Source organism: Lysinibacillus sp. NPDC056220 (genome assembly GCF_049315265.1).
In the GTDB taxonomy this organism is placed as follows: Bacteria; Bacillota; Bacilli; order Bacillales_A; family Planococcaceae; genus Lysinibacillus; species Lysinibacillus pinottii.
The window spans coordinates 567,879-582,586 of record NZ_JBMOXD010000003.1; the positions used below are offsets into that span (position 1 = coordinate 567,879).

Below are 14,708 nucleotides of genomic sequence, written 5' to 3' on the forward strand. Positions count from 1 at the left end.
ATTCTACTCCTTTATATGATCCATTATTTTTAACTGTCCCGCCTTAAAAGTACCAATAAGTGTTGCTAGGAGTACGACACTTAGGAGAGCTAACGGGCAAAAAACATAGGCAGATAGTGGATTAATGATAAAATTAAATGAAGCTGCACCGAATGATGCAATGATCGTGGATGTCAGGAATTCTCCTAATGTGTTAGCGAGAACTGTCCCCACAGTAATGGCCAGCATCAAGACAACAACTGAACGTGCCGCATATTGTATGGAAATATCTACGTTTGTAAAGCCCATCGATTTCAAGATAGCAATGGGAGATCGATCCTTTGCGATAAGCATTTTCATAAACAACACTGTCATCAGCACACACATAAGGAGAGCTCCTACAAGTGCTACACTTGAAACTTTCTTAATAGCACTGATGGTCGTTCCGAATGTTTGATAAATATATTCCTCGATGCCTGAAACCTTGGCAAAATGAAATCTATCTGCATACTCCGTAACCTTTTTTTCGACTTCCGATTGATTAGACAACGTTCCATAAAATACGTTCCACATACTATCTGTAGAATCATCTAAGAATGCTGCCTTCGCTGTTTTCCCACCATTGGTAATATCTGAATAAATGCCACTCACTGTTAAACTTTTCATTTCACCTTGGACGATAAGGATAATAGTATCACCCACTTTTTTGTGAAGCTCCTCCGCATTAAGAACAGAAAGGGCCATTTCATCCTGGGCTACCGGCGCCCTACCTTGCGCATATTCTACTGGGAAAACGGTATGGTCGCCCAACTCTATTTTTAGACTCTCTTCCACTCCGTCATCTGTCATTGTTGTAAATTTTTTTGTCGTCAGAACCGTATAATTCGTAATATCTTTATCACGCTCTAGCGTTTCGAGCACATCTGTTACATGCTGAATATGTTGGTCCCCTTGTGGGATATCTATGCGGATGTCACTATTGCCAATCCCCATATACGTGATAAATTTTTTGGAGGAAATGGTATTGTATAAATTTTGAGGTACAATAATGATAAATGTTGCTAATAGTAAGACAGTAAGCATCGTGGCATATAATCTTTTACGGGATAGTACATCCTTCACGCCCAAAAAGAGATTGATAGGAAGCCTTTTATTGGTGCTAATTTTTAGCCACCTCGCATGTCTTGCTTTACTTTGCACCGCTCCAAATCGGATAGCCTGAACAGCCGAAAGCTTACGAAACTGTTTCAAAACAAATTGTACATAAATCAGAATGGAAGCAAATACTAGCACAAGACCTATAATGGTGAACAGCCAGATAAGTGCCGTATTGGCTGTATCCCCCATATAAAGACGGATATTTGCTAAAAGAATATCCCTTACCATAAATGAAAAGGTAAAGCCAAGTACACAGCCCAAGGCCGCTATCACACCGTATTTTGCAAGATACATTTTCTGTATATCGGCAACCCGTAAACCAATTGCCTTCATTACACCAATTTCACGATAATCCTCTTCCATTTTAGTTAGCAATGTAAAACGGATACACATCAATGCAATGACCACCACTAGCACGCTGATTAATAAAATAACAGCGATCATCAAACCATCTGATAGGGCATTTAGCATTTTAAAGAGTGGCCACGTAATCGTAGGTCCGTTCGCTTCTAAATCTGCACGTTGATAGGCCTCTTCAAAGCTTCTCAAATCAGCCAAATCTTTCAAACGAAACTCTATTAAATATTCAATAGTGCCAACTGCCTTAATGGCTGCATAGTCCTCTTCACTAACGAGAAATCGTTTAGACGACGCTAGCATAGAATTCATTTGTGAATCCCTTAAAAAACCTGCAACTGTAAATGGCTTATTATGGATCATTACTGTATCACCAAGCTTGGCTGTGCCGTCCCTCATATAGCCTACAGGTACGTAAATATCTCCTTTTTCCACTTCAATCACACGGCCATCAAGGTCTAGTAAAAAATCAAACTTCTCACTTTGGGTGGTAAACCCATTGTCCTGTACATTTTGTGCAAGTGTGTTGCCTGCAATGTTTATCTTGGCACCATCTACATTGAGAAATTCATTTATCTGAAATTCATCCACCTGCTCATTGCGCTCCGCAAAATGAATGAGACGCTCTTGATCGATAGTACCCGAATGCATTTGAAGAAAATGAGATGTTTCCGCTTGCTTTAATAATGTATCAATGGAAGTGGATAAATGAACAATAAGAACGGCCGAAAGCGTAACAAGCATAGCCGCACCTGCCACAAATAATGTTGTCAAACATGTAATCACCTTACTATTCGCTATATCATTCCGTACAATTTTGAAATACATAGGTCACCCCTTTGTCAGTATTAAGACCCTCATCCATTTATTTCGTCTCGCCTTGCCCTGCATGACTAAACATTTTCATCATGTACAACAAACTACCGGTTTCCACGCCAAGCATTCGCTCCACATTGAAGATAAATGGTGGGATACGAGCGGCCCGCTCTTCATCTGACAACAATACCAAGTCATCATCGAAGACGGTATTTGTATAAGCGACAATCATCTCCATACATTCGTATGGGTACGGTGTATGATAAATCCCTTGCTCAATACCCTCACGGATGATGTCCGTCAATAATGGCGGCACTTGATTCATGACTACCTGCTGTATTTTTCGATGCATTAATGCATTTTGCGGCTTATGAATGTGGTCCATAATTTCCTGACCATTTTCATTTTCATTCTGCATATTTAATGCCATCACAACCCTTAATATGCGCTCATTCACCGCAATACTGTTGTCCACTGCAACTGCCCTTGCTTTCGTTAACATGGTTTCGGTATATCGTTCGATGAGGGCATCCATAATATCTTCCTTGGATTTAAAATGGTAATATAGCGTACCGCGGGCAATCCCAACTTTTTCAAGAATATTATTGGTGCTAGTGCCATCGAACCCCTTCTGCGTAAACAGCTCATCTGCTGCATCTAAAATTTCATTTCTCCGTTCCTCTGCTTTTTTCATTTCCCTCATCCAAACACTCCTCTCAATAGACCGACTGACTGTCGATTTATCTTAGCTTTATCGTAGCATAACTATATTCTTTTGGCAATATTTACTACATTTTTTTATTCTAAGTAAATACGGATGACCCGTGTGAAAAAATGACAAAAGCCATCGAGACTTATTCTCTCGACGGCTTTGAACTACAGTCTTTATCCTTCGTTCCGTTTATATTCTAAAATATCCCCAGGCTGACATTCTAACGCCTCACAAATCGCCTCTAATGTTGAAAAGCGAATTGCTTTCGCTTTGCCATTTTTCAAAATAGAAAGATTCGCCATCGTGATGCCAACCTTCTCTGAAAGTTCAGTTACACTCATTTTCCGTTTCGCCAACATGACATCAATATTGATAATCATCGCCATAGTATTCACCTCAAACCGTTAAATCATTTTCTGATTTGATATCGATGGCATTTTCTAGTAGCTTTTGAAGAACAGCAGCAAAAACTGCAACCACAAAAGAAGCACAAATAATAACCATTCCAATAAGTATAAGACCAGGGGCATCGTCTACTTCTGCAGCATAGTATATCAGTGGCATCCCCACCACGTAAACACTACTAATGATAATTGCACAATATTTAATATTAATTAAAGCTTTCACTGACAGCTCTGAAAAAGCAATGTTTTGATCAATATAGCTTAGCAGCTTGATTGTTGTATATAGAGCAACAAAATAAGCAATTGCCGTTGCATAGACGCCAAGTAATGCAACAATGGTTAAGATTGGAGAATGCTGAGCTGTATCTAAAGCAACACGTGGCACCACCCATATACATAAAGCAAAAACCGGCAATCCCATTAGAAAAACAGCGATCTTTAAAAAGAGCGTTTCTCGTTTCATATTACGCACCTCTTTTATTTATTATCTTGTTCAATTTACCATAACATTTATCGTTTTTCAATAAATTTTTATCTAATTTCAAGAAATCATTAATTTCCATTATGTAGTTTATTCCTTCTATTTAATTGTGTTATAATCTGTTTTACCATTTTTGAAGGGGGTAATTCAATGTTTTACCAAGCAACAGACAAAACAATCGAAACAGAGCGTCTCATGCTCCGACTTTTTACAGAGGCTGATGCACCTGAAGTAAGTTTGTTATGTAACAATTTTGCCCTTTACAAGAGCACGTTAAATTTGCCCTATCCTTATACGTTAGATTGTGCTTTGTCATGGATTTCCAACCATCTACAAAATTTTGAACAAGAGAAACTATATGAATTTGCTATAACGGACAAACAAAGCGGACATTTATATGGGGCTATCGGGCTATCCAATCGACAACAGCATCGAAATGGAGAAATGGCTTATTGGATTGGGGAACCGTATTGGGGGAATGGCTATGGAACAGAAGCTGCTCGTGCCATCATTGAATTTGCCTTTAAAGAAAAACAGTATCATCGTGTCTTCGCGCAGTATTTTCTATCTAATCCCGCCTCTGGCAAAATCATGGAGAAGTGTGGCATGTGCTATGAGGGAACGTTAAAATCTCATGTTTTTAAAAATGGTACTTTTGAAGATATCGTATTTTACGGCATTATTAATCCTGACAGCAGCTTGTAAACGTATTTAAAAGAGGCACCTACTATAAAGTCATGCCTCTTTCTCTTTAAATACCATTTCCCACATCACAATAATGATTATAGTGTGTAATTTGGTTACGTCCATTACGCTTTGACTTGTAAAGTGCTTCATCCGCATGCTGAATCAGCTCTTCCACTTTCTTGATTTTGCCAAAATGATTCGTACTAACTCCGATACTAAATTCCAATTGAACCGTTTCGCCATTTACCGTGAGTGACAAAGCCGTTAAGGTTTGATAGAGGTTGTCGGCCAATGTTTGCACCGTTTCCCCCTCTTTTACTTGACTGAGAATGATAAACTCGTCTCCCCCAAAGCGAGCAACGATAGCTTCAAAGGGTTGAAAATAATCTTGTAATGTTTTAGCAGTATTCGTTAGCGCATCGTCTCCAAATAAATGGCCATTCATATCATTGATTTCTTTAAAATGGTCTAAATCCACCATCATCAACGCTAGTTGCTGATTGCTTTCAGCTGCTTTTTCGAGCATCCTTTTGGCATTTTCATCAAAATAACGTCGATTGTAAATATTCGTTAGCGGATCAAAATAAGCATTTTTTTCAAATTGCTTTTTATGATCATTGTACTCCATTTCAAATAATACATGAGAGTAATTTTCACGTTGGATTTCTAACAAAATATTAATATATTCCTTCTGAACAGCACATAAAACAATTTTATTCCCTTGATCCTCAATTAGCTTCACTAATGAATTATAGATGATTTGGAGCAAGGACAGGTCATTGTTTTGCAAAGCATAATGTTTAGTCTTTTGATATAAATCAATAGCCTCACTTACGCGTCCTTGTCGTTCACAAAGAACAGCATATGCATTGAAGACCTCTAATTGTACTTTTGAATAGGGTGGGTTATGAATTGTTGCTAATAATTCTTGTAATAGTACATTAGCCTCATCAAACTCTTCCAGCCATATAAGTGCTACTGCTAGGTTTGTTTTTGGATACATAATTCCTGTATAAGGTTCTTTATGCTGCACTTCAAACGCATTTGAGTAATAAAGACTTTTTAAGGCGAATTCCTTGGCTGTGCGATAATTGCCCATTGATATTTCCAAATCGCTTAGATTATTATAAATTTTCCCCAGGCTCTCCACATGTTGAATAGATTCAGCAATTTTTAATCCCTTTAACATCAGCTCTTCAGATTTCTTTAAGTGACCAAAAGTCCCCCAATAAATGGCAGCTATATTATAATATTGAATAAGATCAATATCATTACCATGTTGAAAAGTCAGCTCTCGATATTGTTCAAGTACACTAATCGATAGCTGTAAATCACCAGTTTGAAAATAACTGGCACAGCTATAACGTAATAGAAGGATGGCCTTATCATACATTCCAAGCTTAATGGCACTTTCGACTGCGGCACTACTTATTTCTATATATTCTAAAAAACGATCCGCGTTATATAATTCATTGAGCGTAATCCATAATTCTTCAAATTCTTGTACGTTCATACCGCTCCCCCTTATTTTCACCCTTACATCTTTAATACTACCTGCACGAATAAAATATTACAATTCTTTGGACTCATTTGTTTTTACAAAATTAAGCAATTAATACTAGACAAATGAGTGATTGTGTATATTTTACTATGTTACTATTTTTATATTTTACTGGTAAATTTAACATGGTACTTTCACTATAATTTTCTCGCAACCAAAAAACAAGCCTCTTTCACAGAGACTTGTTAAGATTCTTCAATACCCAATAATTCTTTTAATTTCTTGGCCTTTGCAGAGGTAAATTTAACTTCTCCACTTCCTCTCTTTTGGAGATAAAGTAAACCTCCAATAGCCCTTCTATATTTTAATACGCCCCCCTCCCCCTAACCGTATCAAATTTTTTCTTAAAGTGTATTGACCTTGGAGCTTACTCCAATGTTAGGATGATTGTAGGAGGTGCTTTTATGAAAATTAAACAATTTGCTGAGAAGTTTGGATTATCCACCGATACAGTCCGCTATTACGAAAAAGAAGGACTTTTACATCCGCAGAAGTTAAACAATGGCTACCGTGTGTATGATGGCACATGTGAACAGACCATGAAATTTATTCTCGTCCTACGCCAGCTTGGCTTTAGCTTACAAGAAATTAATTTTTTACTGACACTCGAACAGAAACCTATATCCACGGAATGTAATGAAGCAACCGTACAGCTATTTTCTGCAAAGATTGCCCATATTGAACAGCTCATGTACTTTTATCAGCACGCACTACATTCCTTACAGCTAACCAAAGCATTAATGGCTGACGGACAATTTCAGAACAACCAAGAAAAAATTAACTTACTAATGGAAGATATGTACCAAAACTTACAGGAAGGTCGTGGTCACAATGAAACTACGTAAAATTCTCTCTCTAGAATATGTCATCGCCTTGATCATGACTATCTTTTTTTATGGGCACTTAGATTTTTCATGGCTATCATTTATGATATTTTTACTTTTACCTGATATCACGATGCTCGGATATATGATCAATTCAAAAATGGGGGCCCTTTTCTATAATATTGGACATAGCTTTGTCATACCGGCCTTACTTCTCGTAATCGGCTTTACGCTATCTACGCCAATACTTCTAATGGTTGCCTTGATTTGGCTAGCACATATTTTCTTAGATCGAGCACTCGGTTACGGTTTAAAATATGAGGAAGCCTTTACGAAAACACATTTACAGCAGATTGCTTAATGAATAAGAAGAAGCCTGAATAAAGGAATATCAATGGTTGAGCAAAACCATAAAAAAAGGTGGTCAACGATAAAACAATAGCGTACTCCTACTATAAAAAGCAGGATCCTCATCTGAGATCCTGCCTTTCACTTTTTATATTAATCGTTTTAAAAGTGATTCATATAGCCCTACCATCAATAATCCAATCAATATCGGAATAAGTGAAGTAAAGCTGAAATAAAAGCCTACTTCATCGTATCGACCCGTAAAATGAAATTGTAGCCAAGACACTTGATAGGTATCCCCTACCCCGTATAAAAAAATAGTTGTAAATAAAAACAATGCAAGACATTTCATCCCATGTGCTCTTTTCATAGCATCACCTCATTGTACAATTTCCATTTGTTGTGCATAGCTTATAAGATCCTCAATCGTTAACTCTGGATTTTCGCCAACGATACTATATTGATAGCCGTTTTCTTGCCAAGCAATCGAACGGAAATTTTTATCATCCATAACCGTTCCTTTTTGTCCTCGAATATCCATCTCTTTTTCATTTAAGATGGGACCAATTTCACTCATACTCTCATCCGCTTTAAAAATAGTGATGAAAAACGCTGGCTGCCCATCTAATCCAAAGTCAAAGGAATATTCTGGTCGATCCTCTAATCCTTTAACCATTGAAATTTTATCTATAGAAAGGGCATTTTCTTGCGGAACCATTAAAAACTTTCCTAGTTGTTGCTTTGCTTCGTCCCATGAAATTAATGCTGAAGTATCTTCACCGCTAATTTCTTGGATCGTTACATCCTCTGGTAGATCAAGTATAAATTGTTGATCATCTATTTTTTCATCAACATTTATTTTTGAGTATTCGGTGATTATTTGATTACCTGCATTATCTGACTTCATTTTTAACATCAGCCATGTTTTTTTGTCAATCCATGCTTCTATATCCCCAAATAGTGATTCGGTTTTTTTAGTTTTTGCTACAATTTTATATGTGTCTCTCCCAGCGACCTTCTCTTCGCCTGCTATCTTAATCTCATGTGTATCTTTAACCAAATTAAAAACAAGCTGTACCTCTTCCCTAGGCGATCGTAGCCCGTCAAGTTCGCCTTGTGGATACGCCATTTTAAAGGCTGTATGTTCCGTGACATCATAGCTTATCAGCTCAGATTCAGTTTTGACCGTGATGACATGTTCACCATTGTCACCTTTCATTTCTATACGTCTATACTTATCCTTGACCCATTCTTTTACCTGAGCTTTGCCCCCTAGCTCTCCCATATCTAACGTATATTCGCCATAATAGGTAAGCGGTTGCTTCGATTCTTGGAGCGTCTGCTCAATAATTTCCTGGGGTGAATACGATGCCTCGGTATTACAGCCTACTAAACTAAATGTCATGACAGCGATTAAGCCTGCTGCTCGGCATGAATTTTTCCAACTCATAGTTCGTCTACTCCTTTATTAGGTGGAAGCCAGCAGACAACAGCTGTTCCAATGTTCTCACGAGAAAGCAGCTCTACCGTACCACCATGTTTTTCAATAATTTGTTTCGTAATATTTAAGCCAAGTCCCGTGCCTCGTTCTCCAGCCTTTGATCTGGCATGGTCCGCTTGATACATGGGCTCGAATAATTTTACAATGTCCTTTTGTGGCAAGCCCTGTCCGCTATTTTGCACAATCATATACATACCCTCTTGCTTCGTCAAAGCTGGCTTAAGGAAATCAAACCCCCATTCCGGAACACTTCCAGCTTTAACCGCTGCTAAACCAATAGATGTGCCGATCTCACCATAGCGCCAAGCATTGCTCAATAAATTATCAATTACACGTTGAAGTTGTTTAGGATGCACAGCATATAGCCCATCTACATCACAGAACACTTCTAATGTAAACCCCTGTTCCTCACATAACGGTTCATAGTCTGACAAAGCCATCTCAAAAAATTCTTCCCCATCTACGTCTACCAGCTCTAATTCATAGCTCGTAGATTGGAGTAATGTAAACATTAATAAATCTTCTAGCATATGCTTCATTCGATCAGCCTTCGTGATGATAACCCGCTGATAGTCTGCTTGCTGCTGTTGTGATAAGCCATTGTTTAGTAAGGATTCCGCATAGGCTTGAATAGCCGTAAGAGGCGTTTTTAAATCGTGGGAGATACTTGCAATCATCATTTCCTTTTGCTGTTGTTCTACTTTTAAGGAAGCTCGGGTCTTTTCAATTTCATGTTGCATCGCCACAAATGTTTGAGCGAGTGAACCAATCTCATCTTTCCTTGTACTTAAATTAGATTCTATATGCTCACCTTTGGCAAAATTCCGCATTTGATGCATCAATTCTCGTAATGGTCGATTAAGTTTTCGATTAAGCAACAAAATGACCCCTATATAAATCACTAGAAACAGCAAGATAGAGCCTGTAATGACAAGCCATGAACGCTTCTCCACGCCTTTCACCCAATCAGTTCTTATTAATTGAATTTCATAGATGCCTAACAAGTCCCCATTGCGATATACTGGTTCCTTGTAGGTAAAGGCGTTGTATGATTGTTGTAACTCATATAAACCTTTAAACATGCGCTCTTTCCATACATAGCCCGATTTTAACGGGTTAGAGGAATATAAGACAAAACCAGATTTCGTGTAAAGTGTAATCGCCAACTGCTCATTGGTCAGCTCTTCTATTTCTTCTAAATTTGCCTGTTTTTGATATAGTGCTGGATTGTCAACGATTGCTTTTACCTGATTTAGCTCTGTCCACTTGTCAAAGTATTCCGCAACATTTTTATCTTGATAATAAGCATTTATCCACACATACAGACTATAAGCACCAGATATGGGCAACACCATAACAATAAAAAAAGTGATAAGTAACCAAGATTTTATTTTCATAGCGGTTCACCAATAAAACGATAACCCTTGCCCCATACAGTTTGAATAAAATATGGATGTTTCACTGAATCTTTTAGCTTTTCTCTTAGTGCCTTAATATGTACTGTAACAGTATGAGTGTCCTCTAACGTTGCCTGCTGCCAAATATACTGATACAGTTCCTTCTTCGTAAAGGTTTGACTCGGATTTTTTGCTAGTAGCTTGACAAGAGCAAATTCTTTTTGGGTTAATGCGATTTCTTGCTCATTAATGCTCACTATTTCCCGTTTCCAATCAATGATTAATCCATTTGCATAGGCAGTTTGCTCTTCTACTTCGTCTTGCTTGTTATAGCGTCTCCAGCGTCTAAGATGCGATGCCACACGAGCCTTTAATTCCTCCAAACTAAACGGTTTCGCGATATAATCATCCGCTCCTTGCAAGCCCTCCACTTTATCCGCTTCTTCCTTACGAGCACTCATCATGAGGATGGGGACATCACTTTCCCAGCGTATATTTTGACAAACCGTAAGACCATCCATTTCTGGTAGCATCCAGTCAACTAACACTAAATCAAATGGTTGCTTCTGAAAATCTTCCAGCCCTTCAAGACCCGTAGTTGCCCACGTCACTTGATAGCCCTCTTGCTCCAGTGTATCTTTGACAATGCGACCAATTGCAGCATCATCCTCAATCAGTAATAACTTTACCTTCATCAGTTCTCCTCCTGCTTAAACCTTACTACGGAAAAAGTGATTTTCCCTGAACTTTACACTTTCTTTATAATTAACTTAGAACGAATTCTTATTTTGCACAAATGATTAGGATTGTCCATTTCTACTATGCGGAGCTATCCTTCTTCCCAAAACAAAAAAAGAATGCACAGTCGTTGTGCATTCTCCTCGTCAAACTAGAAAAATAAACTTAAAATATAGTAAATTAATGCTGCCATTACTGCAGAGATTGGCATAGTGATGACCCAAGTTGTTACGATTTTACGGGCCATTCCCCATTTAACGCCTTTGACACGATGTGCTGTTCCTACACCCATGATAGATGAAGAAATAACATGTGTTGTGGATACCGGTAAGTGAATTAATGTCGCACCAAAGATAATGGAAGCCGATGCTAAGTCGGCTGCGACGCCATTCACTGGGCGAATCTTCATAATTTTACCGCCCACCGTTTTGATGATTTTATATCCACCTACTGAGGTACCAAGACCCATTGCTGTAGCTGCTGCAAAGCGCACCCAGAAAGGGATATCGTCACCTGTGTGTAATCCTCCTGCGATTAAAGCAAGTGTTATAATCCCCATTGCTTTTTGCGCATCGTTCGTTCCATGTGTAAATGATTGTAGGGCAGCTGTCCCGATTTGCATGGTACGGAAGCCTTTATTTGTACGGTATAAATTCATATCTTTAAAGATGACCTTCAATAGGGTCATCATTAGGAAACCAGCGGCAAATGCTAATAATGGTGAGAAAATCAGTGCTTGTAAAATTTTAATAAACCCTGCATAGTTCAAAATATTGAATCCTGCTGCTGCAATAGCGGCACCTGCTACTGACCCAATTAATGTATGGGAAGAACTTGACGGAATTCCAAAATACCATGTAAGTAAATTCCATGTGATAGCAGATAATAGAGCTGCTAAAATAACGACAGAACCCGTGATATCGCCATCAAAAGCATTTAAGCTAAACGGGTCCACAATGTCTTTTGTTAAGGCTTTTGCTACTCCAACAAATGTAATGGCTCCGACGAAGTTCATAACTGCAGCCATGTAAACCGCTGTACGTGGTTTTAACGCACGGGTTGATACAGATGTTGCAATAGCATTCGCTGTATCATGGAAGCCATTTATAAAGTCGAATACTAATGCAAATATAACGACTAATATGGTAATGAGTAATATTGTATCCATTTGTTACACTCCATCTTATGCGTTACGCATAATTATTGTTTCAATTGTGTTTGCCACTGTTTGGCAGCTATCAGCAATATCCTCGAATTGCTCATAAATATCCTTGAAAACAATGAGGCGCATTGGATCTTTTTCTTGAATAAATAACTGCTTCATTGAGGAACGGAAGATTTCATCACATTCACGTTCGTTATCTTTAATTTGAATAGCATGTTTACGCATCTCAACAAGCTTTTTATTATTTAATAGCTCCATGGCTTGTACCATTTCATCTGTACTCTTCGAAATATATGTTAGGAATTGACGCATTGGCTCCGTTACTTCCGTTAAATTGTACATATTGAAGTGGGCAATACAGCCTTCCATTCCATCAATCACATCATCCAATTTATTCGCTAAAGCTAAAATATCTTCTCGCTCAATTGGTGTCATAAATGATTTATTAAGCATAACGATGAGCTCATGAATTAATTTATCGCCGCTTGTTTCATATTCTTTCATTGTATCGGCAATTTCTTTTAACGCATCTATATCTTGAATATGGGCATTATGAGCATAATAAATTCCCTCATTCACATTTTTAGCGATTTTTAATAAGGACTGAAAAAAAGGATCTTGCTTGTTTGAGTTGAACATCTTGTTCCTCCTGTAAAATAAAAATTATCAATATCTGAACCATCATAACAAAACATTTACACAATTCTACAAAATTTTAAACACTTACGTGTTGATTTTACAAAACTGTAATATAAAATTTGCCACATTTATTTTCAGGGCAGTTTCCAAGTTGAAAACGTTGGAAATCAAATAATAAAAATCACTATTTTTCTTTAAATATGAGCGTTTTTTCTGTTATTTTTATAAAAATACTTGAAATTTACTTTTTCCCTTCTATTTGTTTACCACTTGAAATGTTAAGGAATTGTAAACAAGATTTACATTCTAAATAAATATTCCTCTGTTATTTTTTACCTAAAGAATGTCGAAACATGTAACCTTTCCTATTTGTTATGCTCGTCCTCGTTGTTGCTTATACATAAAATAAAAAACAACAATTTTGTATAACTTAAAGGAATTCTTCAATTTTCTGTCAATTGACAAAAAATATTAGCGTGCTATAATACTTTTGGGCTTCACCGCATTGAAGCGAAGAAGTATTTAGTAGGAGGTTACATATGTTTCGAATTGAAGCTAAAAGCAACCCTCGATTTATTGAGGCAAGCTTCGTTATACTTTTAATTATTGCCACAATGGCTTTTAGTATTGGGTATTTAAAAGCAACACCCCATATCCCAATATTTCTGGTTATTTCACTTTTACTAGCCTATGGATTGTTAAAAAGAGTTTCCTTTCGCGATTTAGAAGGTGGGATGATTGCTGGTGCTAGTGCTGGATTGGGCGCTGTTTTCATTTTCTTCTTTATTGGTATTTTAATTTCGAGCTGGATTATGGGTGGAACAATCCCAACGCTCATCTACTATGGTTTTTTAACCGTTTCACCAAACTTTTTCTTTGCCATCGTTTTTTTAATTTGTAGCATTGTAGGTATTTCTGTTGGTAGTTCGTTAACAACCGTGGCAACTGTCGGTGTGGCATTTATGGGTATCGCAGGTGCCATGGACATTTCGTTAACAATAACTGCTGGTGCAATTGTTTCTGGCGCCTTTTTTGGTGATAAAATGTCACCCTTATCCGATACAACCAATCTTGCTTCAGGAACAGTCGGTGTAGATCTATTTGAACATATTAAAAATATGGGCTGGACAACAATCCCTGCTTTCCTGATTTCATTCGTACTATACGCCATTTTATCACCAACAGGTGAAGCAACATCTTTTGATACGGTTGAGCAATTTAAAGAAGGATTGCTGTCTACAGGACTTATTCATTGGTATACATTATTGCCAATAGTTGTCCTTGTTATTATGACATTCTATAAAGCTCCTGCCGTTATTACATTAGCGGTTGTCTCAATTCTTGGAGTGGGTTTATCTTATACACTGGACCCCCTATCTGCTTCAGACGTCTTCAAAATTTTATTTGATGGCTATGTCTCTCACTCTGGTAATAAGGATGTAGATGCCTTACTGACACGCGGTGGCATGAATAGCATGCTATTTACTATTGCACTTGTACTACTGGCCTTAACAATGGGTGGCCTCTTGTTCACACTTGGTATCATACAAAGTATTTTAGCCAAGGTTGAAAGCTTATTAAAAAGTGCTGGCTCAGTTATTACAGGCGCGGCGATTACTGGCATTGGCATCAATACATTAATCGGTGAGCAGTATTTATCTATCCTGTTAACTGGTGAAGCATTTAAAGCTCAATTTGCGAAGGTTGGCCTAGCTCCTAAAAACCTATCTCGTGTCATGGAGGATGCTGGAACGGTTGTCAATCCACTTGTCCCTTGGAGTGTCTGTGGTATTTTCATCACAAGTGTCCTTGGAATTTCCACACTGGATTATCTACCTTTCACCTTCTTCTGTTTACTCGGCCCGATTCTAACCGTTATTTTTGGCTGGAGTGGCAAAACATTAACAAAGCTTGAGCAATAACAAAAGGTAGCTGATTAAA

General features: G+C 37.8%; 15 protein-coding genes. 4 read left to right on the top strand and 11 right to left on the bottom strand.

Features of this window, described 5'->3' with window-relative positions; all coding sequences use genetic code 11:
- Nucleotides 1-3 precede the first annotated feature (3 nt).
- The 4 genes from ACOZBY_RS13075 to ACOZBY_RS13090 form a co-directional block, all read right to left on the bottom strand.
- A complete protein-coding gene (locus ACOZBY_RS13075; protein WP_422762455.1) occupies nt 4-2,322 on the bottom strand; it encodes an ABC transporter permease in 2,319 nt (772 codons plus the stop codon).
- A 37-nt stretch (nt 2,323-2,359) separates the two neighbouring features.
- A complete protein-coding gene (locus ACOZBY_RS13080) occupies nt 2,360-3,013 on the bottom strand; it encodes a TetR/AcrR family transcriptional regulator (protein WP_197150763.1) in 654 nt (217 codons plus the stop codon).
- 182 nt (nt 3,014-3,195) lie between these two features.
- The gene (locus tag ACOZBY_RS13085; RefSeq protein ID WP_031419746.1) at nt 3,196-3,408 is read right to left on the bottom strand and encodes a helix-turn-helix domain-containing protein; all 213 of its coding nucleotides are present in this window, start codon (nt 3,406-3,408) and stop codon (nt 3,196-3,198) included.
- 10 nt (nt 3,409-3,418) lie between these two features.
- Nucleotides 3,419-3,889, bottom strand: coding sequence for a DUF2975 domain-containing protein (locus ACOZBY_RS13090; protein ID WP_031419745.1), 471 nt, complete (start codon nt 3,887-3,889; stop codon nt 3,419-3,421).
- Nucleotides 3,890-4,057: 168 nt separating this feature from the next.
- On the opposite strand from ACOZBY_RS13090, the gene ACOZBY_RS13095 reads away from it, so the two are divergent.
- Nucleotides 4,058-4,612 carry a GNAT family N-acetyltransferase gene (locus ACOZBY_RS13095; protein WP_012294016.1) on the top strand — a complete coding sequence of 185 codons (555 nt, stop codon included), beginning with the start codon at nt 4,058-4,060 and terminating at the stop codon, nt 4,610-4,612.
- A gap of 46 nt (nt 4,613-4,658) precedes the next feature.
- On the opposite strand, the gene ACOZBY_RS13100 is transcribed toward ACOZBY_RS13095, so the two are convergent.
- A complete protein-coding gene (locus tag ACOZBY_RS13100; RefSeq protein WP_036161350.1) occupies nt 4,659-6,107 on the bottom strand; it encodes a tetratricopeptide repeat-containing diguanylate cyclase in 1,449 nt (482 codons plus the stop codon).
- 452 nt (nt 6,108-6,559) lie between these two features.
- Between ACOZBY_RS13100 and ACOZBY_RS13105 the strand changes: the two genes are divergently transcribed.
- Both ACOZBY_RS13105 and ACOZBY_RS13110 read left to right on the top strand, forming a co-directional pair.
- Nucleotides 6,560-7,000 carry a MerR family transcriptional regulator gene (locus tag ACOZBY_RS13105; protein WP_031419742.1) on the top strand — a complete coding sequence of 147 codons (441 nt, stop codon included), beginning with the start codon at nt 6,560-6,562 and terminating at the stop codon, nt 6,998-7,000.
- A complete protein-coding gene (locus tag ACOZBY_RS13110) occupies nt 6,987-7,340 on the top strand; it encodes a DUF4260 domain-containing protein (RefSeq protein ID WP_422762456.1) in 354 nt (117 codons plus the stop codon). The genes ACOZBY_RS13105 and ACOZBY_RS13110 overlap by 14 nt, the downstream gene beginning before the upstream one ends.
- Before the next feature lie 135 nt (nt 7,341-7,475).
- Here the strand turns inward: ACOZBY_RS13110 and ACOZBY_RS13115 are convergent, their stop codons facing one another.
- The 6 genes from ACOZBY_RS13115 to ACOZBY_RS13140 form a co-directional block, all read right to left on the bottom strand.
- Entirely contained in the window at nt 7,476-7,697 is a 222-nt protein-coding gene (locus tag ACOZBY_RS13115) for a hypothetical protein (protein ID WP_012294012.1), read from the bottom strand.
- Nucleotides 7,698-7,706: 9 nt separating this feature from the next.
- On the bottom strand, nt 7,707-8,777 hold the full coding sequence (locus tag ACOZBY_RS13120) for a LolA family protein (protein WP_422762457.1): 1,071 nt from the start codon (nt 8,775-8,777) through the stop codon (nt 7,707-7,709).
- Complete coding sequence (locus ACOZBY_RS13125; protein ID WP_207889842.1) at nt 8,774-10,225, bottom strand: HAMP domain-containing sensor histidine kinase; 1,452 nt, start codon at nt 10,223-10,225, stop codon at nt 8,774-8,776. The genes ACOZBY_RS13120 and ACOZBY_RS13125 overlap by 4 nt, the downstream gene beginning before the upstream one ends.
- Nucleotides 10,222-10,920: a response regulator transcription factor gene (locus tag ACOZBY_RS13130; protein WP_031419736.1), complete on the bottom strand. Its 699-nt coding sequence runs from the start codon at nt 10,918-10,920 to the stop codon at nt 10,222-10,224. Before ACOZBY_RS13130 ends, ACOZBY_RS13125 begins: the two co-directional genes overlap by 4 nt.
- 194 nt (nt 10,921-11,114) lie before the next feature.
- Nucleotides 11,115-12,131: an inorganic phosphate transporter gene (locus ACOZBY_RS13135; RefSeq protein WP_012294007.1), complete on the bottom strand. Its 1,017-nt coding sequence runs from the start codon at nt 12,129-12,131 to the stop codon at nt 11,115-11,117.
- A 15-nt stretch (nt 12,132-12,146) separates the two neighbouring features.
- Nucleotides 12,147-12,767 carry a DUF47 domain-containing protein gene (locus tag ACOZBY_RS13140; RefSeq protein WP_031419734.1) on the bottom strand — a complete coding sequence of 207 codons (621 nt, stop codon included), beginning with the start codon at nt 12,765-12,767 and terminating at the stop codon, nt 12,147-12,149.
- A 539-nt stretch (nt 12,768-13,306) separates the two neighbouring features.
- Between ACOZBY_RS13140 and nhaC the strand changes: the two genes are divergently transcribed.
- A complete protein-coding gene (gene nhaC, locus ACOZBY_RS13145; RefSeq protein ID WP_422762458.1) occupies nt 13,307-14,689 on the top strand; it encodes a Na+/H+ antiporter NhaC in 1,383 nt (460 codons plus the stop codon).
- Nucleotides 14,690-14,708: the final 19 nt, after the last annotated feature.

What these genes read in the sequence shown, in the direction of transcription:
- ACOZBY_RS13110 (WP_422762456.1), top strand. Translation starts at nt 6,987, where the DNA reads ATGAAACTACGTAAAATTCTCTCTCTAGAATATGTCATCGCCTTGATC.
- ACOZBY_RS13075 (WP_422762455.1), bottom strand. Translation starts at nt 2,322, where the DNA reads ATGTATTTCAAAATTGTACGGAATGATATAGCGAATAGTAAGGTGATT.
- ACOZBY_RS13095 (WP_012294016.1), top strand. Translation starts at nt 4,058, where the DNA reads ATGTTTTACCAAGCAACAGACAAAACAATCGAAACAGAGCGTCTCATG.
- ACOZBY_RS13135 (WP_012294007.1), bottom strand. Translation starts at nt 12,131, where the DNA reads ATGGATACAATATTACTCATTACCATATTAGTCGTTATATTTGCATTA.
- ACOZBY_RS13130 (WP_031419736.1), bottom strand. Translation starts at nt 10,920, where the DNA reads ATGAAGGTAAAGTTATTACTGATTGAGGATGATGCTGCAATTGGTCGC.
- ACOZBY_RS13125 (WP_207889842.1), bottom strand. Translation starts at nt 10,225, where the DNA reads ATGAAAATAAAATCTTGGTTACTTATCACTTTTTTTATTGTTATGGTG.
- ACOZBY_RS13080 (WP_197150763.1), bottom strand. Translation starts at nt 3,013, where the DNA reads ATGAGGGAAATGAAAAAAGCAGAGGAACGGAGAAATGAAATTTTAGAT.
- ACOZBY_RS13105 (WP_031419742.1), top strand. Translation starts at nt 6,560, where the DNA reads ATGAAAATTAAACAATTTGCTGAGAAGTTTGGATTATCCACCGATACA.
- ACOZBY_RS13100 (WP_036161350.1), bottom strand. Translation starts at nt 6,107, where the DNA reads ATGAACGTACAAGAATTTGAAGAATTATGGATTACGCTCAATGAATTA.
- ACOZBY_RS13090 (WP_031419745.1), bottom strand. Translation starts at nt 3,889, where the DNA reads ATGAAACGAGAAACGCTCTTTTTAAAGATCGCTGTTTTTCTAATGGGA.
- ACOZBY_RS13115 (WP_012294012.1), bottom strand. Translation starts at nt 7,697, where the DNA reads ATGAAAAGAGCACATGGGATGAAATGTCTTGCATTGTTTTTATTTACA.
- ACOZBY_RS13085 (WP_031419746.1), bottom strand. Translation starts at nt 3,408, where the DNA reads ATGGCGATGATTATCAATATTGATGTCATGTTGGCGAAACGGAAAATG.
- ACOZBY_RS13120 (WP_422762457.1), bottom strand. Translation starts at nt 8,777, where the DNA reads ATGAGTTGGAAAAATTCATGCCGAGCAGCAGGCTTAATCGCTGTCATG.
- ACOZBY_RS13140 (WP_031419734.1), bottom strand. Translation starts at nt 12,767, where the DNA reads ATGTTCAACTCAAACAAGCAAGATCCTTTTTTTCAGTCCTTATTAAAA.
- nhaC (WP_422762458.1), top strand. Translation starts at nt 13,307, where the DNA reads ATGTTTCGAATTGAAGCTAAAAGCAACCCTCGATTTATTGAGGCAAGC.